Below are 17313 nucleotides of genomic sequence, written 5' to 3'. Positions count from 1 at the left end.
AGCGGTTCGGCGCAGCAAGGTTACGCATCCGAGGGGTCGTTGACGGAAGATTTTCCGGCCGTGAGGGTGGTCACGCGGCAATATCTTTCCCACCGCCGCTGCCCTGCGCCGAGCTGCCGGCCCGGGGTGTGCGAGGTCGCCGGGGCGGCGCCCGGCCACGCGTGAGGCGACGACCGCGTACGTCCGGGAAGTGCTCACCGGCCTCCCGTGCGGCCGAAATCATGGGGTGCCGGCGATCACTCCGTCCGCCTCCCGTCCGTCCGTGCTGTCATGGCCTCGGACGAACTGCCGGGGGAAGGAACCCAGATGACGGAACGCACCAGCTACGAGCGATCCCTCGAACGGAGCCGCGCGGCCCTGAACCGGCCGGACCGTCCGGACACCTTCACCATGGCGGGCCGAGAATGGGACCTGCTCGACGACGTCTTCGCGCCGCCCTTCTCCGGGACGACCGGGGCGGCGATGGACGTCCTGGGCCTGACCGGCACCCACGCGCCGCTGCTGCGGTCCGGGGGTTCCTTCCTGGAGGTCGGCTCGGGCACCGGGATCATCGCGGTCATGGCCGCGCTCCGGGGCGCCGCCCGGGTGGTGGCCACCGACATCAACGCGCGCGCCGTGGAGAACACCCGCCGCAACGCCGGGCGCCACGGCATCGGCGACCGGGTGCGGGCCGTACACAGCGACCTGTTCTCCGCGCTCGACGCCGACGACCGCTTCGACTGCGTGTACTGGCACTCCAACTTCGTGCTGGCCCCGGACGACTACCGCTACCGCGGTGACCACGAGCGCGCCTACATCGACACCGGCTACCGCGCCCATGAGCGCTATCTGGTGGAGGCACCCCTCCGGCTGGCGCCGGGCGGCAGGGCCCTCCTCCAGTTCAGCGACCGGGGTGACCTCGCCCGTCTGACCGCCCTGGCGACGGCCCACGGCCGCCGGCTGGAGGTCCTGCGCCGGCACAGCTTCCCGGAGGGCACGGAGACGCTGGAACACATCCTGCTGGAGATCAGCGTGGCGTCCTGAGGGGGCGGAGGGCCGTCACGCCCGCTGCCCGAGTTCCGCCGTGTCCTTGGCGGGGGCCGAAACGCGGGCGGCGGAGACGCTCGCGCGCAGGCGGCCGAGGCCGGCGGCCGCGGTCAGCAGGGCCAGGGTGGCGGCGCCGACCGGGAGCAGGTAGCCGTCCTCGGCGTCGAAGCGCTCCACGGACCAGCCCGCGAGCACGCTGCCGAGGGAGGAGCCGCCGAGGAGGCCGGTCACGGCCAGGGTCATGCCCTCGTTGAGCTGCGAGCGCGGGATCAGTTCCTGGACCAGGCCCATGCCGGTGATCATGGTCGGTGAGGTGGCCATACCGGCGAGGAACATCAGCGGGACCAGGGACCACAGGCTGCCGGCGAGGGTCAGCGGGAGCATCAGTACGGCCATGCCGCCGACGCCCGTCAGGAAGCGGGCGGTGCTGGAGCCGCGCGGGGTGAGCATGCCGAAGAGCAGGCCCGCCAGCGCGGAGCCGACCGCCTGGAGGGCCAGGACCGGACCGGCCGCGGACCGGTGGTGCAGGGAGTCGGTGAAGGCGATCGTGACCACTTCGAGGGAGCCGAACAGCGAGCCGGTGAAGAGGAGGACGAGCATCATCACCCGCAGGCCGCGGTTGGTGAGCGGGGAGCGGGCGGCCGAGGAGCCGGCGGCCCGGACCGGGGGTTCGGTGCCGCGCTGGAGCGAGAAGAGGACCGTGCCGCCCAGGGTCAGGACCAGCGGCGCGATCCGGCCCGCCGCGGGTGCGATGCCGGTGGCCAGGCCCACCACGACGACGGGGCCGAGGACGAAGCACAGCTCGTCCAGGACCTGTTCGAACGAGTTGGCCACATGCATGCGTGCGTCGTCATCGCCGTAGAGCTCGGCCCAGCGGGCGCGGGCCATGCCGCCGACGTTCGGCGCGGTGGCGGACAGGACGTTGGTGACGAACAGGGTCCAGGCCGGCGCGCCGGTGGCGAGGCAGCCGACCAGGGCGGCGGACATGGCCGCCGACCAGATGGCCGCGGGGACGGCCGTACGGGACTGGCCGTAGCGGTCGACGAGGCGGCCGAGGAGCGGGATGGTGACCAGGGTCGCGGCGAGGGACGAGCCGCCCACGGCACCGGCCAGCGCGTAGGAGTGGCGCATGGCGGCGACCATCACCACGGTGCCGACGCCGGACATGGACAGGGCGAGCCGGGCCAGGAAGCCGGTGAGGGTGAAGCCGACGCTCCCCTTGGCGGAGAAGAGTCTGCGGTACGGCGCGAACATACGGCCTCTCTCCGTCGCGGGGCCGTGGCGGCCGGGTACGCAAGAACACGCGCTGACCGCCAACAACCGGGGCAGGAGCGAGGGTTGAGGATAGTTCCCGGCCTCGCGCGGCGCCGCTCAATTACGGCGCGCGTCAACCGGCATGTGCCTCCATGGCGGTGGCGGGCCCGTCACCTCCACCGCGGCCGGGCGCAGCAGGAGCGGACCGGCGCGGTAGCCGGACCGCAGGATCTTGGTGCACGTCAACTCGTGTGCGTCCGGAGCGACATGGTGGACGAGGGCCTCGTGCCGGCCGGGGTCGAAGGGCTCGCCCTCCTGTCCGAGGCGTTCCAGGCCCAGGGCGCCCAGCCGGGTGCGCAGGGTGTCCGCGATGTCGGCGAGGCCGGGGGTCGGGGGCTCGTGCGCGCAGGTGCGCTCGACGGCGTCCAGGACGGGCAGGAGGGTGCGCAGGACGTTGGCCGCGGCGATCTCCCGTACGGCGGCCCGGTCCCCGCGCACCCGCTTGCGGTAGTTGTCGTACTCGGCCTGCACCCGCTGGAGGTCGGCCGTGCGCTCCCCGACCAGACGGCGCAGTCGCGCGGGGTCCGTGTCCGGGAGCCGGTCCGCGTCCATCGTCAGCCCGCCTCGGGCCTGTCGTCGTCGACGATCTCGGCGTCCACCACCTCGTCGTCCTCCGGGGCGGACCCGCCGGATGCCGACCCGCCGGACGCGGACCCGGCGGAGGCCGAACCGGCGGAGGCGCCCGCACCCGCCGCCGTACCCGCGCCCTGCTCGCCCTGGGCCCGCGACTGCTCGTACAGCGCCGTGCCGATCTTCTGGGCGGCCTGGGCCACCTGGTCGGTGGCCTGGCGGATCGCGGCGGTGTCCGTTTTCTCGTCGTTCCCGTCGTTCTCTGCCTTGAGTTTCGCCTTCAGCACGGCGAGCGCCGCCTCGGTCTCGTGCCGTGCCTCGGCGGAGATCCGCTCGGGGTTGTCGCTGATGAGCTTCTCGGTCTGGTAGACGAGCTGTTCGGCCTGGTTGCGGGTCTCGGCGGCCTCGCGGCGCTGCCGGTCGTCCTCGGCGTGCTGCTCGGCCTCGCGGACCATGCGGTCGATGTCGTTCTTCGGCAGCGCGGAGCCGCCGGTGACGGTCATCTTCTGCTCCCTGCCGGTGCCGAGGTCCTTCGCGGACACATGCATGATCCCGTTGGCGTCGATGTCGAAGGCGACCTCGACCTGCGGGACGCCGCGCGGCGCGGGCGGCAGACCGGTCAGCTCGAACATGCCGAGCTTCTTGTTGTAGGCGGCGATCTCGCGCTCGCCCTGGAAGACCTGGATGGAGACCGAGGGCTGGTTGTCCTCGGCGGTGGTGAAGATCTCCGAACGGCGGGTCGGAATCGTGGTGTTGCGCTCGATCAGCTTGGTCATGATGCCGCCCTTGGTCTCGATGCCCAGGGACAGCGGGGTGACGTCGAGCAGCAGGACGTCCTTGACCTCGCCCTTGAGGACACCGGCCTGGAGCGAGGCGCCGATCGCGACGACCTCGTCCGGGTTGACGCCCTTGTGGGGGTCCTTGCCGGTCAGCTCCTTCACCAGGCCGGTGACGGCGGGCATCCGGGTCGAGCCGCCCACCAGCACCACATGGTCGATGCCGGACACCTCGATCCCGGCGTCCTTGACCGCGTTGTGGAACGGCGCCTTGCAGCGCTCCAGCAGGTCGGCCGTCAGCTGTTCGAACTGGGCGCGGGTGAGCTTCTCGTCCAGGTGCAGCGGGCCCTCGGCGGACGCCGTGATGTAGGGCAGGTTGATCGTGGTCTCGGTGGACGAGGACAGCTCGATCTTCGCCTTCTCGGCCGCCTCCCGCAGCCGCTGCACGGCCATCTTGTCCTTGCCCAGGTCGACGCCGTAGTGGTTCCTGAACTGCTGCACCAGGTGGTCGACGACGCGCTGGTCCCAGTCGTCGCCGCCGAGACGGGTGTCGCCGTTGGTGGCCTTGACCTCGATGACGCCGTCGCCCATCTCCAGCAGGGACACGTCGAAGGTGCCGCCGCCGAGGTCGAAGACCAGGACCGTCTGGTCGTTCTCCTTGTCCAGGCCGTACGCGAGCGCGGCGGCGGTCGGCTCGTTGATGATCCGCATGACGTTCAGGCCGGCGATCTCCCCGGCCTCCTTCGTCGCCTGCCGCTGGGCGTCGTCGAAGTAGGCCGGGACGGTGATCACCGCGTCCGTGACGTCCTCGCCGAGGTACGCCTCCGCGTCCCGCTTCAGTTTCTGGAGCACCCGCGCGGAGATCTCCTGGGCGGTGTAGTGCCTGCCGTCGATGTCGCCCTCGTCGGGGAAGCGCCAGGAGTGATCGCCCATGTACCGCTTGACCGAGCGCGCGGTGCGCTCCACGTTGGTCACGGCCTGCCGTTTGGCGACCTCGCCGACCAGCACCTCGCCGTTCTTGGCGAACGCCACCACCGACGGAGTGGTCCGCGCGCCCTCCGTGTTGGTGATGACGGTGGGTTCGCCGCCCTCCAGGACCGAGACCACCGAGTTCGTCGTCCCGAGGTCGATTCCGACCGAACGCGCCATGGTGATTCCTCCCTTGCCGGCTGCTCCCCCACCCGTGTTCCCCGGTCCTCCTCGCCTATGGAAGCGCGGACTGTGTCATTCAGATGTTCGATCGTCTCGTACTCGCGGACCTCGCCTCATGTCCGCGGACCTCGCCTCCCGCCTCGGGGACCTGAGTAAAACTTGAGCCCCCTCATGTCAAGTCTGGTCCGCTTCCGGCGGCCCGTCCAGGGCACGGCTCCACTCGGTTCCGGCCGCGAGCGCCGTACGCCAGGAGCGCAGGTCACGGGGCGGCATGCCCACGGCGAGCGCTCCGGTGAGCGCCGTACCCCTGCGGTAGGCCACGAGGAAGCGGCCGTCCGCCGGGTCGCCGTCGACCACCCGGGCCTCGTCGTGGTCGCGCAGGTGCCCGAACGCCTGGATGCGCAGGTCGTACTGGTCGGACCAGAAGGAGGGGACCGGCGCGAACGGTCTGGCCTGTTCGGGGGCGAGGAGGTTGCGGGCGGCCGCGATGCCCTGTTCGGCCGCGTTCGTACGGTGCTCCACGCGCATGTCGGTGCCGAAGAGCGGGTTGTGCCAACGGGCCACGTCGCCCGCGGCGTAGATGCCGGGCGCGGCGGCGCTGTACTGGTCGCAGCCCACGCCGTCGGCGAGCCGCAGCCCGCTGCCCTCCAGCCAGTCGGTATTGGGTTCGGAGCCGATGGCGATCAGGACGTCGTCGGCCGGGATCGTGGTGCCGTCGCTGAGCAGCACGCCGGTGGCCCGGCCCGACCCGGTGGTGATCCCGGCGACCTTGGTCCCGGTCCGCAGGTCCACGCCGTGATCGCGGTGGACCTCGGCCAGATGCGCGCCGACCCGCGCTCCGACGGCGTGCGCGAGGGGTACGGGGGCGGGTTCCACCAGGGTGACGGTCACGCCGAGGGTGCGCGCGGCGGCGGCGACCTCGGCCCCGAGGAACCCGGCGCCCACCACGACCAGCCGGCCCCCGGCCGTCAGTCGCTCGCGCAGGGCGAGGGCGTCCCCGAGTTCCCGCAGGACATGGACGCCGGGTGTGCCGCACTCGGGCAGTCGGCGCGGCCGGACCCCGGTGGCGATGATCAGACCGTCGTACGTCAGGCTCGTGCCGTCGGCGAGGGTCACCGTGCGGGTCGCCGGGGCGAGGGCGGCGGCGGGCACACCGAGGCGCAGGTCCAGGGCGAGGGCTTCCAGATCGGCCGGGCGGCGCAGCCGCACCCGCTCGGGCTCCCAGGCGCCGGTGAGGACCTGCTTGGACAGCGGCGGCCGGTCGTAGGGCGGATGCGGCTCGCCCCCGACGAGGGTGAGCGAGCCGTCGTAGCCCGCGCGGCGCAGGGTCTCGGCGGCCGTCAGACCGGCCGCCGAGGCCCCCACCACGACGATGCGGCGCGGCGGGGCGCTCGTCACGCCTCCACCAGGCGGATCGCGGCGGCGGGGCAGATCGCGGCCGACTCCCGTACGTCCTCGTCGAGTTCAGGGCCGGGGGTGGCGTCCAGCAGCTGCACTATGCCCTCGTCGTCCTGGTCGAAGACCTGGGGTGCCACCAGGACGCACTGCCCGGAGGCGACGCATTTGGGCTGGTCGACTTCCACGCGCATGGTTTCCTCGTTTCGTTGTCCGCGATGGTGCGGGTGTGCCGTGTGGTGCGTGCTGTGAAGTGCTACCAGGAGACGGGTAGTTCATAAACGCCGTAGACGAAGCCGTCGTGCTTGAACTCCAGTTGATCGAAGTCCGTGGCCAACGCGAGCGTGGGGACACGAGAGTAGAGCGTGCTGTAGGCGACCTGGAGTTCGACGCGGGCGAGCGGCTGGCCGAGGCACTGGTGGATGCCGTAGCCGAAGGCGACATGGCGGCGGGCGTCGCGGGTGAGGTCGAGCCGGTCGGGATCGGGGAAGAGGCCGGGGTCCCGGTTGGCGATGTCGTTGGCGAAGATGACGCCGTCGCCCGCGCGGATCAGCTCGCCGCCGACCTCGATGTCCTCCAGCGCGACGCGCCGGCGGCCGGAGTGGACGATGTTCAGGTAGCGCAGCAGCTCCTCGACGGCCGAGGCGACCGTCTTTGGATCGTCGGAGCCGCGCAGCAGGGCGAGCTGGTCCGGGTTGCGCAGCAGGGCCACGGTGCCGAGGGCGATCATGTTGGCGGTGGTCTCGTGCCCTGCCACGAGCAGCAGGACGCCCACCTCGGCGGCCTGGCGCCGGGTCAGCTCACCGGTGGCCACCCGCTGGACGGCGAGCTGGGAGAGCACGTCGTCCTCGGGGTTCGCGAGCTTGGCGGCCAGGAGGCCGTCCAGGTAGTCGGTGAGCGCCTCGGACGCGGCGAGCAGCTCCTCGCGGGTGGAGGTGCGGCGCACCAGGACACGGCTGTGGCGCTGGAAGAAGTCGTGCTGCTCGTACGGCACACCGAGCAGCGCGCAGATCACCAGGCTCGGCAGGGGCAGCGCGAACGCCTCGACCAGGTCGGTGGGGTGGGGGCCGGCGAGCATCTTGTCGATCAGGTCGTCCACGATCCGCTGCACGGACGGCCGCAGGGCCTCGACCTTCTTGATCGTGAAGGGGGCCGTGACCATGCGGCGCAGCCGGGCGTGTTCGGGGTCGTCCATGGTGAGGAAGGTGCTGCGGCTCCGGTCGCGCTCCTGCGTCGCGGCGCTGCGGTGCGGGTAGCCGGGGCGCCGGGGGTCGGCGCTGATGCGCGGGTCGCCGAGCAGGGCCCGTACATCCTCGTGGCGGGTGATCATCCAGGGGCTGCTGCCGTCCCAGATGCGCACCCGGGAGACGGGCCGTTCGCTCTGCAGCTCCTTCAGGGCGGGGGGCGGGTCGAAGGGGCATCCGGCGGCGCGGGGCATGGGGTGCTCGGGGAGCCCGGTCGGCGTGTCCACGACTGTCTCGGTCACAGCTGCCTCCTCGGCAAGAGGGCACCCAACACCCCTAACGGCGTTAGGTGCTTTAGGCAACTTTAGGGATCGCGGGGAGCACGTCAACGGTGCCGGAGGGTTCGCCGTCGCTATCCGGCCACGATGCGGTCGAGCAGCTCGTCCGCGCGCTGGATGAGCCCGCGCCGGTCGACCTCGTAGGGCAGGGCCATCGCGATGGTGACGATGCCGTGCAGGGCCGACCACAGCAGCAGCGCGTCCTGCTCGGCGCCCACCTGCCCGGGGCGGTCCGCCGGCAGCGCGGCCAGCGCTTCCTCCCAGGCGCCGAGGACCAGCCACACCGGGTGGCGCGGCGAGTCCTCGCGGGGGCCGACGATGCGCTCGACGCCGAACATCAGCCGGAAGCGCCGGGGGTTCTCCAGCGCAAAGGTGCAGTAGCGGTGGACCATGGCGCGCAGGGCGGAGCGGGGGGTGTGGGAGGCGCGGGGGGTATGCGGGGAGTGCGAGGTGAGGGAGGCGTGCGGGGTGAGGGGGGCCGTGGGGGTGCCGCCGTCCCGTGCCTCCCCCAGCTCGGCGACCAGCTTCTCGTAGGCCCGGCGTGTCACCGTCGCGACCAGCTCGGAGCGGTCCTTGAAGTGCAGATAGACGCTGGGTGCGGCGATGCCGACCTCGCGGGCGACCGCGCGCAGCGACAGCGCCTCCTCGCGGCCCGACTCGGCCAGCAGCCGGGCCGCGGCCGCGAGGATCTCCTCCTTCAGGGCGCCGCCCTCGCCCCACTGGCTCGGGGCGCGGCGCTTGAACGTCTCGGCCACCTGTACTCCCTCCGTCGCCCGCCCCGGCTGAAGCATTATCGGAGGTGGCCGGATATCCGTCGCCACGGGTACCGGCGCTCGCGCGGGGCCGGACGCGGGCGACCGGAGCGCGCCGGGGAGATCGCCCCGGGTGAAGTCGCGTACGAGCACGCCGTCGACCACGGTCCGGGCGGTGAACCTCGGGCGGACATGGGGTGTTGCGGTACGGGTCGCCGCGCCGGTCGCCGCCCTTCGGGAATGCCTTGCCGGCCCTCCTGGGTGCCGTACGTCTGATCCCTGTGCGGGTTCCAGGAGTTACGGCTCGATAGCATCGGACCGACGGCCGGAGAAACGCCGGATCGATCAGGTCGGGACGGGGATACGCGCCAGTGGTGACGGGTGGGGCGGCACGGTTGCGGGTGCCGGTGGGGGCGGACGCGGAGCGCTGGGTCACCCGGGCGGGGTGCCGGCGGGTGCTGCTGGTGGTGCACAACGTGACGTCCGCGACCCGGCTGCTCGATGTGCTGCCCCTGTTCGGCGGGGACGTACGGCTCCAGTTGTTCGCCACGTGCACGGGGTCCTCGCCGTTCCTCGCGGGGGTGGTCGAGCTGCTGACCGGCACGGGGCTGCCGGTCCTGTCGTGGGAGCAGGCCAAGGAGACCACGTTCGACCTGGCCGTCTCGGCGAGTTACGGCGGCGAACTGCATGAGATCCGGGGCGAGTTGGTCGTGCTGTCCCACGGGATGGGCTACAACAAGCGGCTCGCGCCACCGGACGCCGGACAGCGGTCGGCCGCACCGGTCTTCGGGCTCTCGCCGGACTGGCTGCTGCACCGCGGCCGGCCGCTCGCCGCGGCCACCGTCCTGTCCCACCCCGAGCAACTGGAGCGACTGCGCGCCTCCTGCCCGCAGGCCGCGCCGACGGCCGTACTGGCGGGCGATCCCTGCTACGACCGGCTCATCGCCGCGCTCCCGCAGCGCGAACTCTTCCGCCGCGCCCTCGGGGTGGCACCGGGGCAGCAGCTGGTCGTCCTCAGCTCGACCTGGTCGTCGCGGTCGCTGTTCGGCGCGGCGGAGGCGGGCTCGGGCGAGGAGGCGGAGGCGGACGACCTGCTGCCCTGGTTGCTGTCCCGGCTGACCACGGAGCTGCCGGCCGACGAGTACCGGTCCGTCGCCGTCCTGCACCCGAACATCTGGTACGGGCACGGTCCGGGGCAGGTCAGGGCCTGGCTGGACCACGCCCGGCGGGCCGGTCTGGACGCCGTACCGCCGCTCGACTGGTGGCGGCAGGCGCTGATCGCGGCGGACTGCGTGCTCGGCGACCACTCCAGCGTCACCTACTACGCGGCGGCCATCGGCGTCCCCGTACTCCTCGGGGCGTTCCCGCAGGACGCGCTCGACCCGCACTCCCCGGTGGCCGCGCTCGGCCGTACGGCGCCCCGGCTGGTCCGGCGCGGCAGCCTGCGCGCCCAGATCGACGCGGCGATCGCCTCCCACGCGCCGGAGGGCTACGCGCACTTCGCCGAGCAGGCCAGTTCATCGCCGGGCGAGTCCGCCGGGCTGCTGCGCCACCTCTTCTACCGTCTCATGGGCCTGCCGGAGCCCGCCGGCCACACCGCGTTGCTCGACCCCCTGCCCCTGCCGCCCCACCAACCGGCCTGCCGCACCACGCCCGTTCGGGTGTTCGCGGAGGTGGCCGACGGCCCGGTGCCGGAAGTGGTGCTCGTACGGCACCCGGTGTCCGGCGACGCCCCCGACCCGGCCGACGGCCTCGCGGCGGCGGCCACGGCGTACGCGCACACGGCGGTCGACGAGGAGACCCGCGAGGCCGGCCGGCTGCGCCTCGCGGACGTCGTCCTGCGCCACGCCCCCGCCGACGACCCCCGCCTCGGCCCACCCGGCGCCTGGACCGCGGAGGCGCTGGGCCGCTACCCCTACGCCGCGCTGGCGGCCTACGCCGACGGACCGGACCGCTGCGTCGTCCGCACCCGCCGGGGCGACCTGCTGCGCCTCGCCGCCGCCCCCTCCCCCGACGGCCGCCCCGACCTCTGCGACCCGGCGGCCTACGCCTCCGCCCTCCACACCTGGCTCACCACCGGCCGCAAACTCTCCGAGGCCATCCCCGAACTGACGGTCCGCACGGGCACGGTGACCCACCGCGTGACGATCGAACGCCTGCCGACGCACCCGGCGTAGCCCTCGCGCCTCAGCCCTCCAGCGCCGCGAGGCGCTCCCGAACCCGTTCCGCGCCGACCGTGTTCTCCTGCTTCTCGTACCGCTCGGCGGCACCCCGCAGGTCCTCGGCCGCCGCCTCCGGGTGACCGGCGAGGGCGTGGCCCTCGGCCCGCTGTTCCAGGGCGTCGGCGAGCTGGAGGCCCGCGCCCTCGGCCGTCATGGTCTCGACGGCCTTGTCCAGGCAGACGAGGGCGAGTTCGGGGTCGCCGGCGCTGAGGTGAGCCTCGCCCAGGCTCATGTAGACGCGGCCCTCGTTGTAGGTGTCGGCGCCGTCGGGCAGGGTGCGCAAGCGCACCAGCGCGTCGTTCAACTTCGCCAGGGCGGACGGGAATTCTCCCTCCTGGACGAGGGCGCGGCCGATGTGGTGCTCCAGGAGTGCGGTGGCGCGGGGGACGTCCCGCCATCCGTCGTCGCCCTCGCGGATGCCGCCCAGGACGCGCAGGGCCTCTTCGAAGCCGTGGCGTGCCTCGTCATGGCGCCACAGCTTGAGGCGGAGCAGCCCGAGGGCCTCCAGAGCGGTTGCCCGGCCGCGCAGATGCCCGCATGCCGCATCGGCGGCGACGGCCGCCTCCAGGGCCTCCTCCGCCTTGTCGGCGTCGCCGACCCCCATGTAGGCGAAGGCCAGTTGGACCAGCATGCGGCCCACCGCGCGCCGGTCGCCGAACTCCTCGGCGCCACGCCGGGCGGCCTCGACCCCGCGCAGATGCGTCTCGATCCACTGGGCGTGGAAGCCGAGCCGCAGATGCAGGCTCCACATCGCCTCGCACAGCTGCCACACGAGGTCGTCGTAGCCGTGGTGCTCGGCCGCGTGGATGACGGCTGCGAGGTTCTGTCGCTCGGCGCGCAGCTCCGCCAACGCCCGGGCGCTGGCTCCCGCTTCGGGGTGCTCCGGCACGGTGAGACGGTCGTAGACGGGGCCGAGGTGCCAGCGGTGCGGGATCACCCGCAGGTCCGCGGCCGCCGCGAACCGCAGATACGCGATCGCCACCCGGCGGACCGCCTCGCGCATCCGCCGTTCCCCGTCCTCGGCGACCGCCAGCTCGCGGGCGTGCGCCCGGGCCAGGTCATGGAAGCGGTAGCGCTCCTCCGCGACTTCCTCCAGCAGATGGACGCGGGCCAACCGCTCCAGCATGTCCCGTGCCCGGTCCTCCTCGACGCCGGCCGCGTGCGCGGCGCACAGGACGTTCACGGTCGGCCAGGACCAGACCGCCAGCGCGCGGTAGAACGCGGCGCATTCGGGGTGAGTTCGCCGTACGACACGTCCTGGGCATGCCGGACGGGGTCGGCGGGGGCGTGCGGGTCGGTGTCGCCCATGGGGACTCCTGGCTGCCGGGTGCCGTTGATCCGGTCGGAGAGCCCGCGCGCGACGCGGTCCCAGGAGAGGTGTTCACGGACGGCGAGTCCGGCGCCGGTGGTGCACACCGCGAGCGGGATGCCGCCGGTGCCCTCCGCGACGGCCCGGACGACCTCCTCCGGCGCGGCCGACCGGCTTGGCCCGGAGACGCGGCGCAGCAGCAGGACGGAGTCCGCGGTCGACAGCGGCCGCAGGGTGAAGGGGTGCGCGCCGTGTTCGGCCACGAGCCGGCCGAGGCGGTGCCGGCTGGTCACCAGGACGAGGGAGCCGGGCGAGGCGGGCAGCAGGGGGAGCACCTGTGCGTCGTCCAGCGCGTTGTCCAGTACGACGATCATGCGCCGGCCGGCCGTGCAGTCCCGGAACAGGTCCCGCTGCCGTGCCTCGTCGCCGGGGATGGTGCCCGTGGTGCCCGCTCCGAGGCTCTCCAGGAACCGGACGAGCACGTCGGACGGTGTGAGGGCGGTTCCGGCGGACGCGCCGGCCAGATCGGCGAACAGGACTCCGTCCGGGAACGCCTCGCGCAGCTCGTGCGCGCACCGTACGGCGGTGGCGGTCTTGCCGATGCCGCCCGGCCCGGTGAGGGTGGCGACGACCGGTGCGCCGGGTGCGCGGCCGGCGTCCTCCAGCAGACCCTTGATCCAGGCGAGTACGTCCTCGCGGTCGGTGAAGGCGGCGGTGGCGGGCGGCAGCATCTGCGGGCGGGAGGCACCGGGCGCCACGGCGGGCAGCGGGCGGGGCGCCAGCCAGGACGCCTCGCGGACCCATTCCCGCACCTCACGGGCGAACTCCGGTGAGCTGTAAGCGAGTTCCACGAGCTGTGAGGCGGCGGCCCTGCGTTCATGCTCGGTGACGGGCAGGACGAGTACCTGCCGGCCGGAGGGGGCGCCCGGCTGGGACCCCGCCCGGCCGAGCAGTCCGTGCAAGCGCTCCGAGATCCGCCTGCCCATCTCGCCGCCCGCCCCGGACAGCGCGCCGGAGGCGACCGTGCCGACCGCCGAGAACACCAAGTCGATCAACGGGTCCACCCAGCACTCCCCCAACTCGCCATGGCAGCCATCGTATCGACAAACCGGTAGGGGCCGAGGGCGGACGGACGAGGGCCGGGACGCTCGCGCACGGGCCGATGCCGGGCCGGCCGGAACCTGTCCTCCCGAGCACCGAAAGGCCCGGTCCGTGGTGGTGTGATCGGGGGACGTCCCGGTGATCTTCGTCGCCGACCGGCTCTACTCGTGGGCCTGTTGACAGGGGGACGCTTCAGTGCCGCGAGGGGAGTCGTCGGCCGAGGCCGTCGTCCCTCACTCCGGTGCGAAGTCGAAGCTGTTCCACAGTCCCGTCGCCCGCACCGCCTGGTCCGTCGCGCCGATGTCCAGGAAGTTGTACGCGCCGCCCGCGGGCACCGTGCAGTTCGGGGTCGTGTAGAGGCGCAGGCTGCTCTGGGTCTGGTTGGTCACATGGGTGGCGCTCCGGGGAAGCCGGTGGCAGCCCTTGACCGAGGGGTTGGTGAGGGTCTGCACGACCCGTCCGTTGTTCCGGACCACGATCTGGCCGGACGCCTGGTCCTGGCAGGCGGTGAGCGCGATGCCGAGCAACGCGAAACCGGTGAGCGCGGCCAGCGGCCGTGAAGCGCGCATCGGGCCTCCTGTGCCAAGACGCCAAGACGGGTGCTGCCGGGGGACCTGACCCCTCCACCACTATCCGCCAGAGTGCGCCGGACCGCCCGGCGAGGGCGTCCGCCCCGGGCACATCGCCTGTTCAGCGGCGCCCTGAGGGCCTTTCGGGTGCCTGTGTGGCCCGGGTGTCGCACCCGGTGTGCGGGGTGCGGCCGCCACCCCTTCACTGAGGGGAACGCATCGCGGCGAGGGCACGGGAGTCACACATGGCAGGGCACGGGCGACGGGGCGCGGCGGGCGCGGTACTGGCCCTGGTGATGGTGTCGGCCGCCGGCTGCGGCAACGGCTCCCGGCATTCCCCCACGCCCGCCGAGCAGGCCGCCTCGGCCGCCTCCGCCGCCGCCTCGCTCGCCTCCCGGGGCGGCGACGCGCTCGCCTCGGCCTCGGCGGAGGCCGGCCGCAGACTCGACGAGGCAAAGGGCGGCGTGAACGCCAAGGACCAGGTGAGCCTCGGCGCCGTCACCGTCGGCGGCGACGGCCGGGCCACCACCACGGTGACCGCGCGGAACACCGCATCCGCCGCCAAGTCCTTCGCCGTCCAGGTCAACTTCACGGACGGCAAGGGCAATCTGGTCGACGTCGTCGTGCTGACGGTCAGGAACGTGGCCGCGCACGCCACGGGCCACGGCACCGCGCGCAGCAACCGCCGGCTGCACGGCACGGTGCGGGCGAACGTCGGCACGGCCCTTCGGTACTGAGCGCCGGGGACCCGAACCTCCGCCCGGACCTCCCTGAAACCCACGCCCCAACCCCCGACGCTGCCGCACGAGTGAACCGCCAAACGGGTGATCCGCAGCGGCCGTCAGCCCCGGGCGCCCAAGGATCACGGCTCCGTCGGGCATTTCCGGCGAGTCGGGCGAATGGTTCGAAGTGACAGGCTTACGGTGCCCTGTCCACACTGAATTGGCGGTTCGTGATCAGGAATGTGCATCAACGATCCAGAACGTTCTCGAGGAGATCGAATGGTGGAGCAGTCTTCCGAGATCGATATAAGCGGGCCGGACGCACCCGCCCTCTCCGTGAGCGGCGCCGGCCCGGACAGAACAGAGACCGAGAGCAGACTCGCGGACGTGCTGGCCGAAGTGGTGGGCAGTGAGCGGGTCCCGGTGGACAGCCACTTCTTCACCGACCTCGGCGCCAACTCCCTGGTCATGGCCCAGTTCTGCGCACGGGCCCGCAAGCGGCCCGATCTGCCGTCCCCCTCGATGCGGGACATCTACCGGTACCCCACCATCCGGGACCTGGCCGAGGGACTCGCCCCGGCCGCTCCCCCGCCGGACCAGGCCGCGACCCGTACGACGGCACCCGCGGCACCGGCACCCGCCGCGCCTCCCGCGCCCCTGCCGGACACCAGCCGGCTGACCCACTTCCTGTGCGGGGCCTTCCAGTTGCTGGCGTTCCTCGCCTCCTCGTTCGTCTCCGGTCTGGTCACCGGCACCGGCTACGAGTGGGTCGCCGACGGCAACGGGATCGCCGACATCTACGTACGGTCGCTGCTCTTCGGCGGCACCGGGTTCATCGCCCTGTGCGTCTTCCCGGTCATCGCCAAGTGGCTGCTGGTCGGCCGCGCCAAGCCGGCCGACTTCCCCGTCTGGGGCCTCGCGTACCTGCGCTTCTGGCTGGTGAAGGTGCTGCTGCACGCGAACCCGATGGTCTTCCTCGCCGGCACCCCGCTGTACGTGCTGTATCTGCGGGCCCTCGGCGCGCGGATCGGCAAGGGGGTCACGATCCTCTCGCACACCCTGCCGGTCTGCCCCGACCTGGTGACGATCGGTGCCGGGACGGTGATCCGCAAGGACTCTTTCATCCTCGGCTACCGGGCGCACCGGGGCCGCATCCAGACCGGCCGGATCACCCTGGGCGAGGGCGTGTTCATCGGGGAGAAGACCACCCTGGACATCGACACCGCGATGGGCGACGGCGCGCAGCTCGGACACGCCTCGGCGCTGCACCGCGGCCAGGCGGTCCCGGCCGGCGAGCGCTGGCACGGCTCGCCCGCCGAGCCGACGGGCACCGACTACCTGCGGGTGCCGCCCGCGCGGTGCGGCACCCTGCGCCGGGCCTGGTTCGGCCTGGGCACCCTGCTCCAACTGGTCTTCGTCTACATTCCGTTGGCCGTCGGCGGGATGTACATACTGTTCACCGCGGTACCGGCGATCGGCGATCGCCTCGACCCGGACACCGACGACCTGGCGCCGGGCCAGTTGCTCACCGACGCCCTGCTGCTCTCCCTCGCGCTGTTCCTCGGCTTCATCCTGGTGGGCCTCGTCGTCCTGTACACACTGCCCCGCCTGCTGCGGCTGGTCGTCCGGCCCGACCGGGTCTACCCGCTCTACGGCGCCCGCTACGCGCTGCACCGCGTGACGGCCCGGCTGACGAACGTCAAGTTCTACGCCTGGCTGTTCGGTGACAGCTCCTTCGTCGTGCACTATCTGCGCGGCCTCGGGTACGACCTGTCGCACGTCGAGCAGACCGGCTCGAACTTCGGCACCGAAGTGCAGCACGAGACACCGCTGTTGGTGTCGGTCGGCAGCGGCACCATGGTGGCCGACGGGCTCTCCGTCCTCAACGCCGACTATTCGAGCACGTCGTTCCGGCTGTCTCGGGTGTCGATCGGGCCGCGCAACTTCCTCGGCAACAACATCGCCTACCCGGTGGGCGGCCGGACGGGCGAGAACTGCCTGCTGGCGACCAAGGTGATGATCCCGCTGGACGGCGAGATCAGACAGGGTGTGGGCCTGCTCGGCTCGCCCTGCTTCGAGATCCCGCGCTCGGTCGACCGGGACGCCCGCTTCGATCATCTGCGCGAGGGCGAGGAACTGAGCACGCGGCTGCGGGCGAAGAACCACTACAACCTGCGCTCGATGGCCTGGTGGCTGCTCGCCCGCTGGCTGCACGTCTTCGTGCTCACCCTGTTCGCGCTGGCCACGGTGGATCTGTACGGCATGGCGGGCCATGTGGTGATAGGAGCCTATCTGGCGCTCACGCTCGCCTTCTCCACCGCGTACTACATCGTGCTGGAGCGCTGCATGACCAGGTTCCGCGGGCTGCGGCCCCAGTTGTGCTCCATCTACGACCGGGACTTCTGGCGGATCGAGCGCCTGTGGAAGGTGCCGTCGCAGTGGCTCAACATCTTCAACGGCACCCCGTTCAAGACCCTGGTCTGGCGGCTGATGGGGGTGCGCGTGGGCCGCATGGTGTTCGACGACGGCTGCTACATCACCGACCGCACCCTCGCGGTCATCGGCGACGGGTGCACCCTCAACGCGGGCAGCAAGATCCAGTGCCACTCGCAGGAGGACGGCACCTTCAAGTCGGACTACATCCGGCTCGGCGCCGGTACCACGCTGGGCGTCTCCGCCCATGTCCACTACGGCGTGACGATGGGCGAGGGCTCGGTGCTGGTCTCCGACTCCTTCCTCATGAAGGGCGAGGAGGTGCCCCCGGGCGCCCGCTGGGGCGGCAACCCCGCCGTGGAGATGCCGGCGGCCGACGGCGCGCCGGGTGCCCCCGCCCCGACCGCTTCTACTGCCAACGCCACTGCGGCGACCGTGAGTTGAGGAAGG

At 72.5% G+C, this 17313-nt stretch carries 14 protein-coding genes; 4 read left to right on the top strand and 10 right to left on the bottom strand.

Translation table 11 applies throughout. From position 1 onward, the window contains the following. Positions 1-306 precede the first annotated feature (306 nt). Positions 307-1023, top strand: a complete 717-nt coding sequence (locus GHR20_RS30970) for a methyltransferase domain-containing protein (RefSeq protein WP_243878171.1) — start codon at positions 307-309, stop codon at positions 1021-1023. A 15-nt stretch (positions 1024-1038) separates the two neighbouring features. Here the strand turns inward: GHR20_RS30970 and GHR20_RS30965 are convergent, their stop codons facing one another. From GHR20_RS30965 to GHR20_RS30935, 7 genes are all read right to left on the bottom strand, one after another. Then, positions 1039-2280: an MFS transporter gene (locus GHR20_RS30965; RefSeq protein WP_194859030.1), complete on the bottom strand. Its 1242-nt coding sequence runs from the start codon at positions 2278-2280 to the stop codon at positions 1039-1041. 117 nt (positions 2281-2397) lie between these two features. Beyond that, positions 2398-2892, bottom strand: a complete 495-nt coding sequence (gene grpE / locus GHR20_RS30960) for a nucleotide exchange factor GrpE (RefSeq protein ID WP_153815020.1) — start codon at positions 2890-2892, stop codon at positions 2398-2400. A gap of 2 nt (positions 2893-2894) precedes the next feature. Beyond that, positions 2895-4835 (bottom strand): molecular chaperone DnaK, encoded by a 1941-nt coding sequence (gene dnaK / locus GHR20_RS30955; RefSeq protein ID WP_153815019.1) that lies wholly within the window; start codon positions 4833-4835, stop codon positions 2895-2897. A gap of 177 nt (positions 4836-5012) precedes the next feature. Then, positions 5013-6236 (bottom strand): FAD-dependent oxidoreductase, encoded by a 1224-nt coding sequence (locus GHR20_RS30950; RefSeq protein ID WP_194859029.1) that lies wholly within the window; start codon positions 6234-6236, stop codon positions 5013-5015. Beyond that, positions 6233-6427, bottom strand: a complete 195-nt coding sequence (locus GHR20_RS30945) for a ferredoxin (protein ID WP_037662741.1) — start codon at positions 6425-6427, stop codon at positions 6233-6235. Before GHR20_RS30945 ends, GHR20_RS30950 begins: the two co-directional genes overlap by 4 nt. 62 nt (positions 6428-6489) lie before the next feature. After that, positions 6490-7719 (bottom strand): cytochrome P450, encoded by a 1230-nt coding sequence (locus tag GHR20_RS30940; protein WP_208446855.1) that lies wholly within the window; start codon positions 7717-7719, stop codon positions 6490-6492. A gap of 110 nt (positions 7720-7829) precedes the next feature. After that, a complete protein-coding gene (locus GHR20_RS30935; RefSeq protein WP_153815018.1) occupies positions 7830-8510 on the bottom strand; it encodes a TetR-like C-terminal domain-containing protein in 681 nt (226 codons plus the stop codon). A 371-nt stretch (positions 8511-8881) separates the two neighbouring features. Here GHR20_RS30935 and GHR20_RS30930 point away from each other — a divergent pair, with 371 nt between their 5' ends. Then, positions 8882-10684 (top strand): hypothetical protein, encoded by a 1803-nt coding sequence (locus GHR20_RS30930; protein ID WP_243878170.1) that lies wholly within the window; start codon positions 8882-8884, stop codon positions 10682-10684. Between the two features lie 10 nt (positions 10685-10694). On the opposite strand, the gene GHR20_RS30925 is transcribed toward GHR20_RS30930, so the two are convergent. The 3 genes from GHR20_RS30925 to GHR20_RS30915 form a co-directional block, all read right to left on the bottom strand. Next, positions 10695-11912: a tetratricopeptide repeat protein gene (locus tag GHR20_RS30925; protein WP_153815017.1), complete on the bottom strand. Its 1218-nt coding sequence runs from the start codon at positions 11910-11912 to the stop codon at positions 10695-10697. After that, on the bottom strand, positions 11909-13102 hold the full coding sequence (locus tag GHR20_RS30920) for an NB-ARC domain-containing protein (protein WP_153815016.1): 1194 nt from the start codon (positions 13100-13102) through the stop codon (positions 11909-11911). Before GHR20_RS30920 ends, GHR20_RS30925 begins: the two co-directional genes overlap by 4 nt. 270 nt (positions 13103-13372) lie before the next feature. After that, positions 13373-13708: a hypothetical protein gene (locus GHR20_RS30915; RefSeq protein WP_153815015.1), complete on the bottom strand. Its 336-nt coding sequence runs from the start codon at positions 13706-13708 to the stop codon at positions 13373-13375. 245 nt (positions 13709-13953) lie between these two features. Here GHR20_RS30915 and GHR20_RS30910 point away from each other — a divergent pair, with 245 nt between their 5' ends. Both GHR20_RS30910 and GHR20_RS30905 read left to right on the top strand, forming a co-directional pair. Beyond that, positions 13954-14445, top strand: a complete 492-nt coding sequence (locus GHR20_RS30910; RefSeq protein ID WP_153815014.1) for a hypothetical protein — start codon at positions 13954-13956, stop codon at positions 14443-14445. Positions 14446-14709: 264 nt separating this feature from the next. Beyond that, positions 14710-17307, top strand: coding sequence for a Pls/PosA family non-ribosomal peptide synthetase (locus GHR20_RS30905; RefSeq protein WP_153815013.1), 2598 nt, complete (start codon positions 14710-14712; stop codon positions 17305-17307). Positions 17308-17313 lie beyond the last annotated feature (6 nt).

Origin of the sequence: Streptomyces sp. SUK 48 (assembly GCF_009650765.1) — a bacterium.
Classification (GTDB): Bacteria; Actinomycetota; Actinomycetes; order Streptomycetales; family Streptomycetaceae; genus Streptomyces.
The sequence above is the reverse complement of the archived record's forward strand: the minus strand, read 5'-3'. Positions and strand labels throughout refer to the sequence as shown.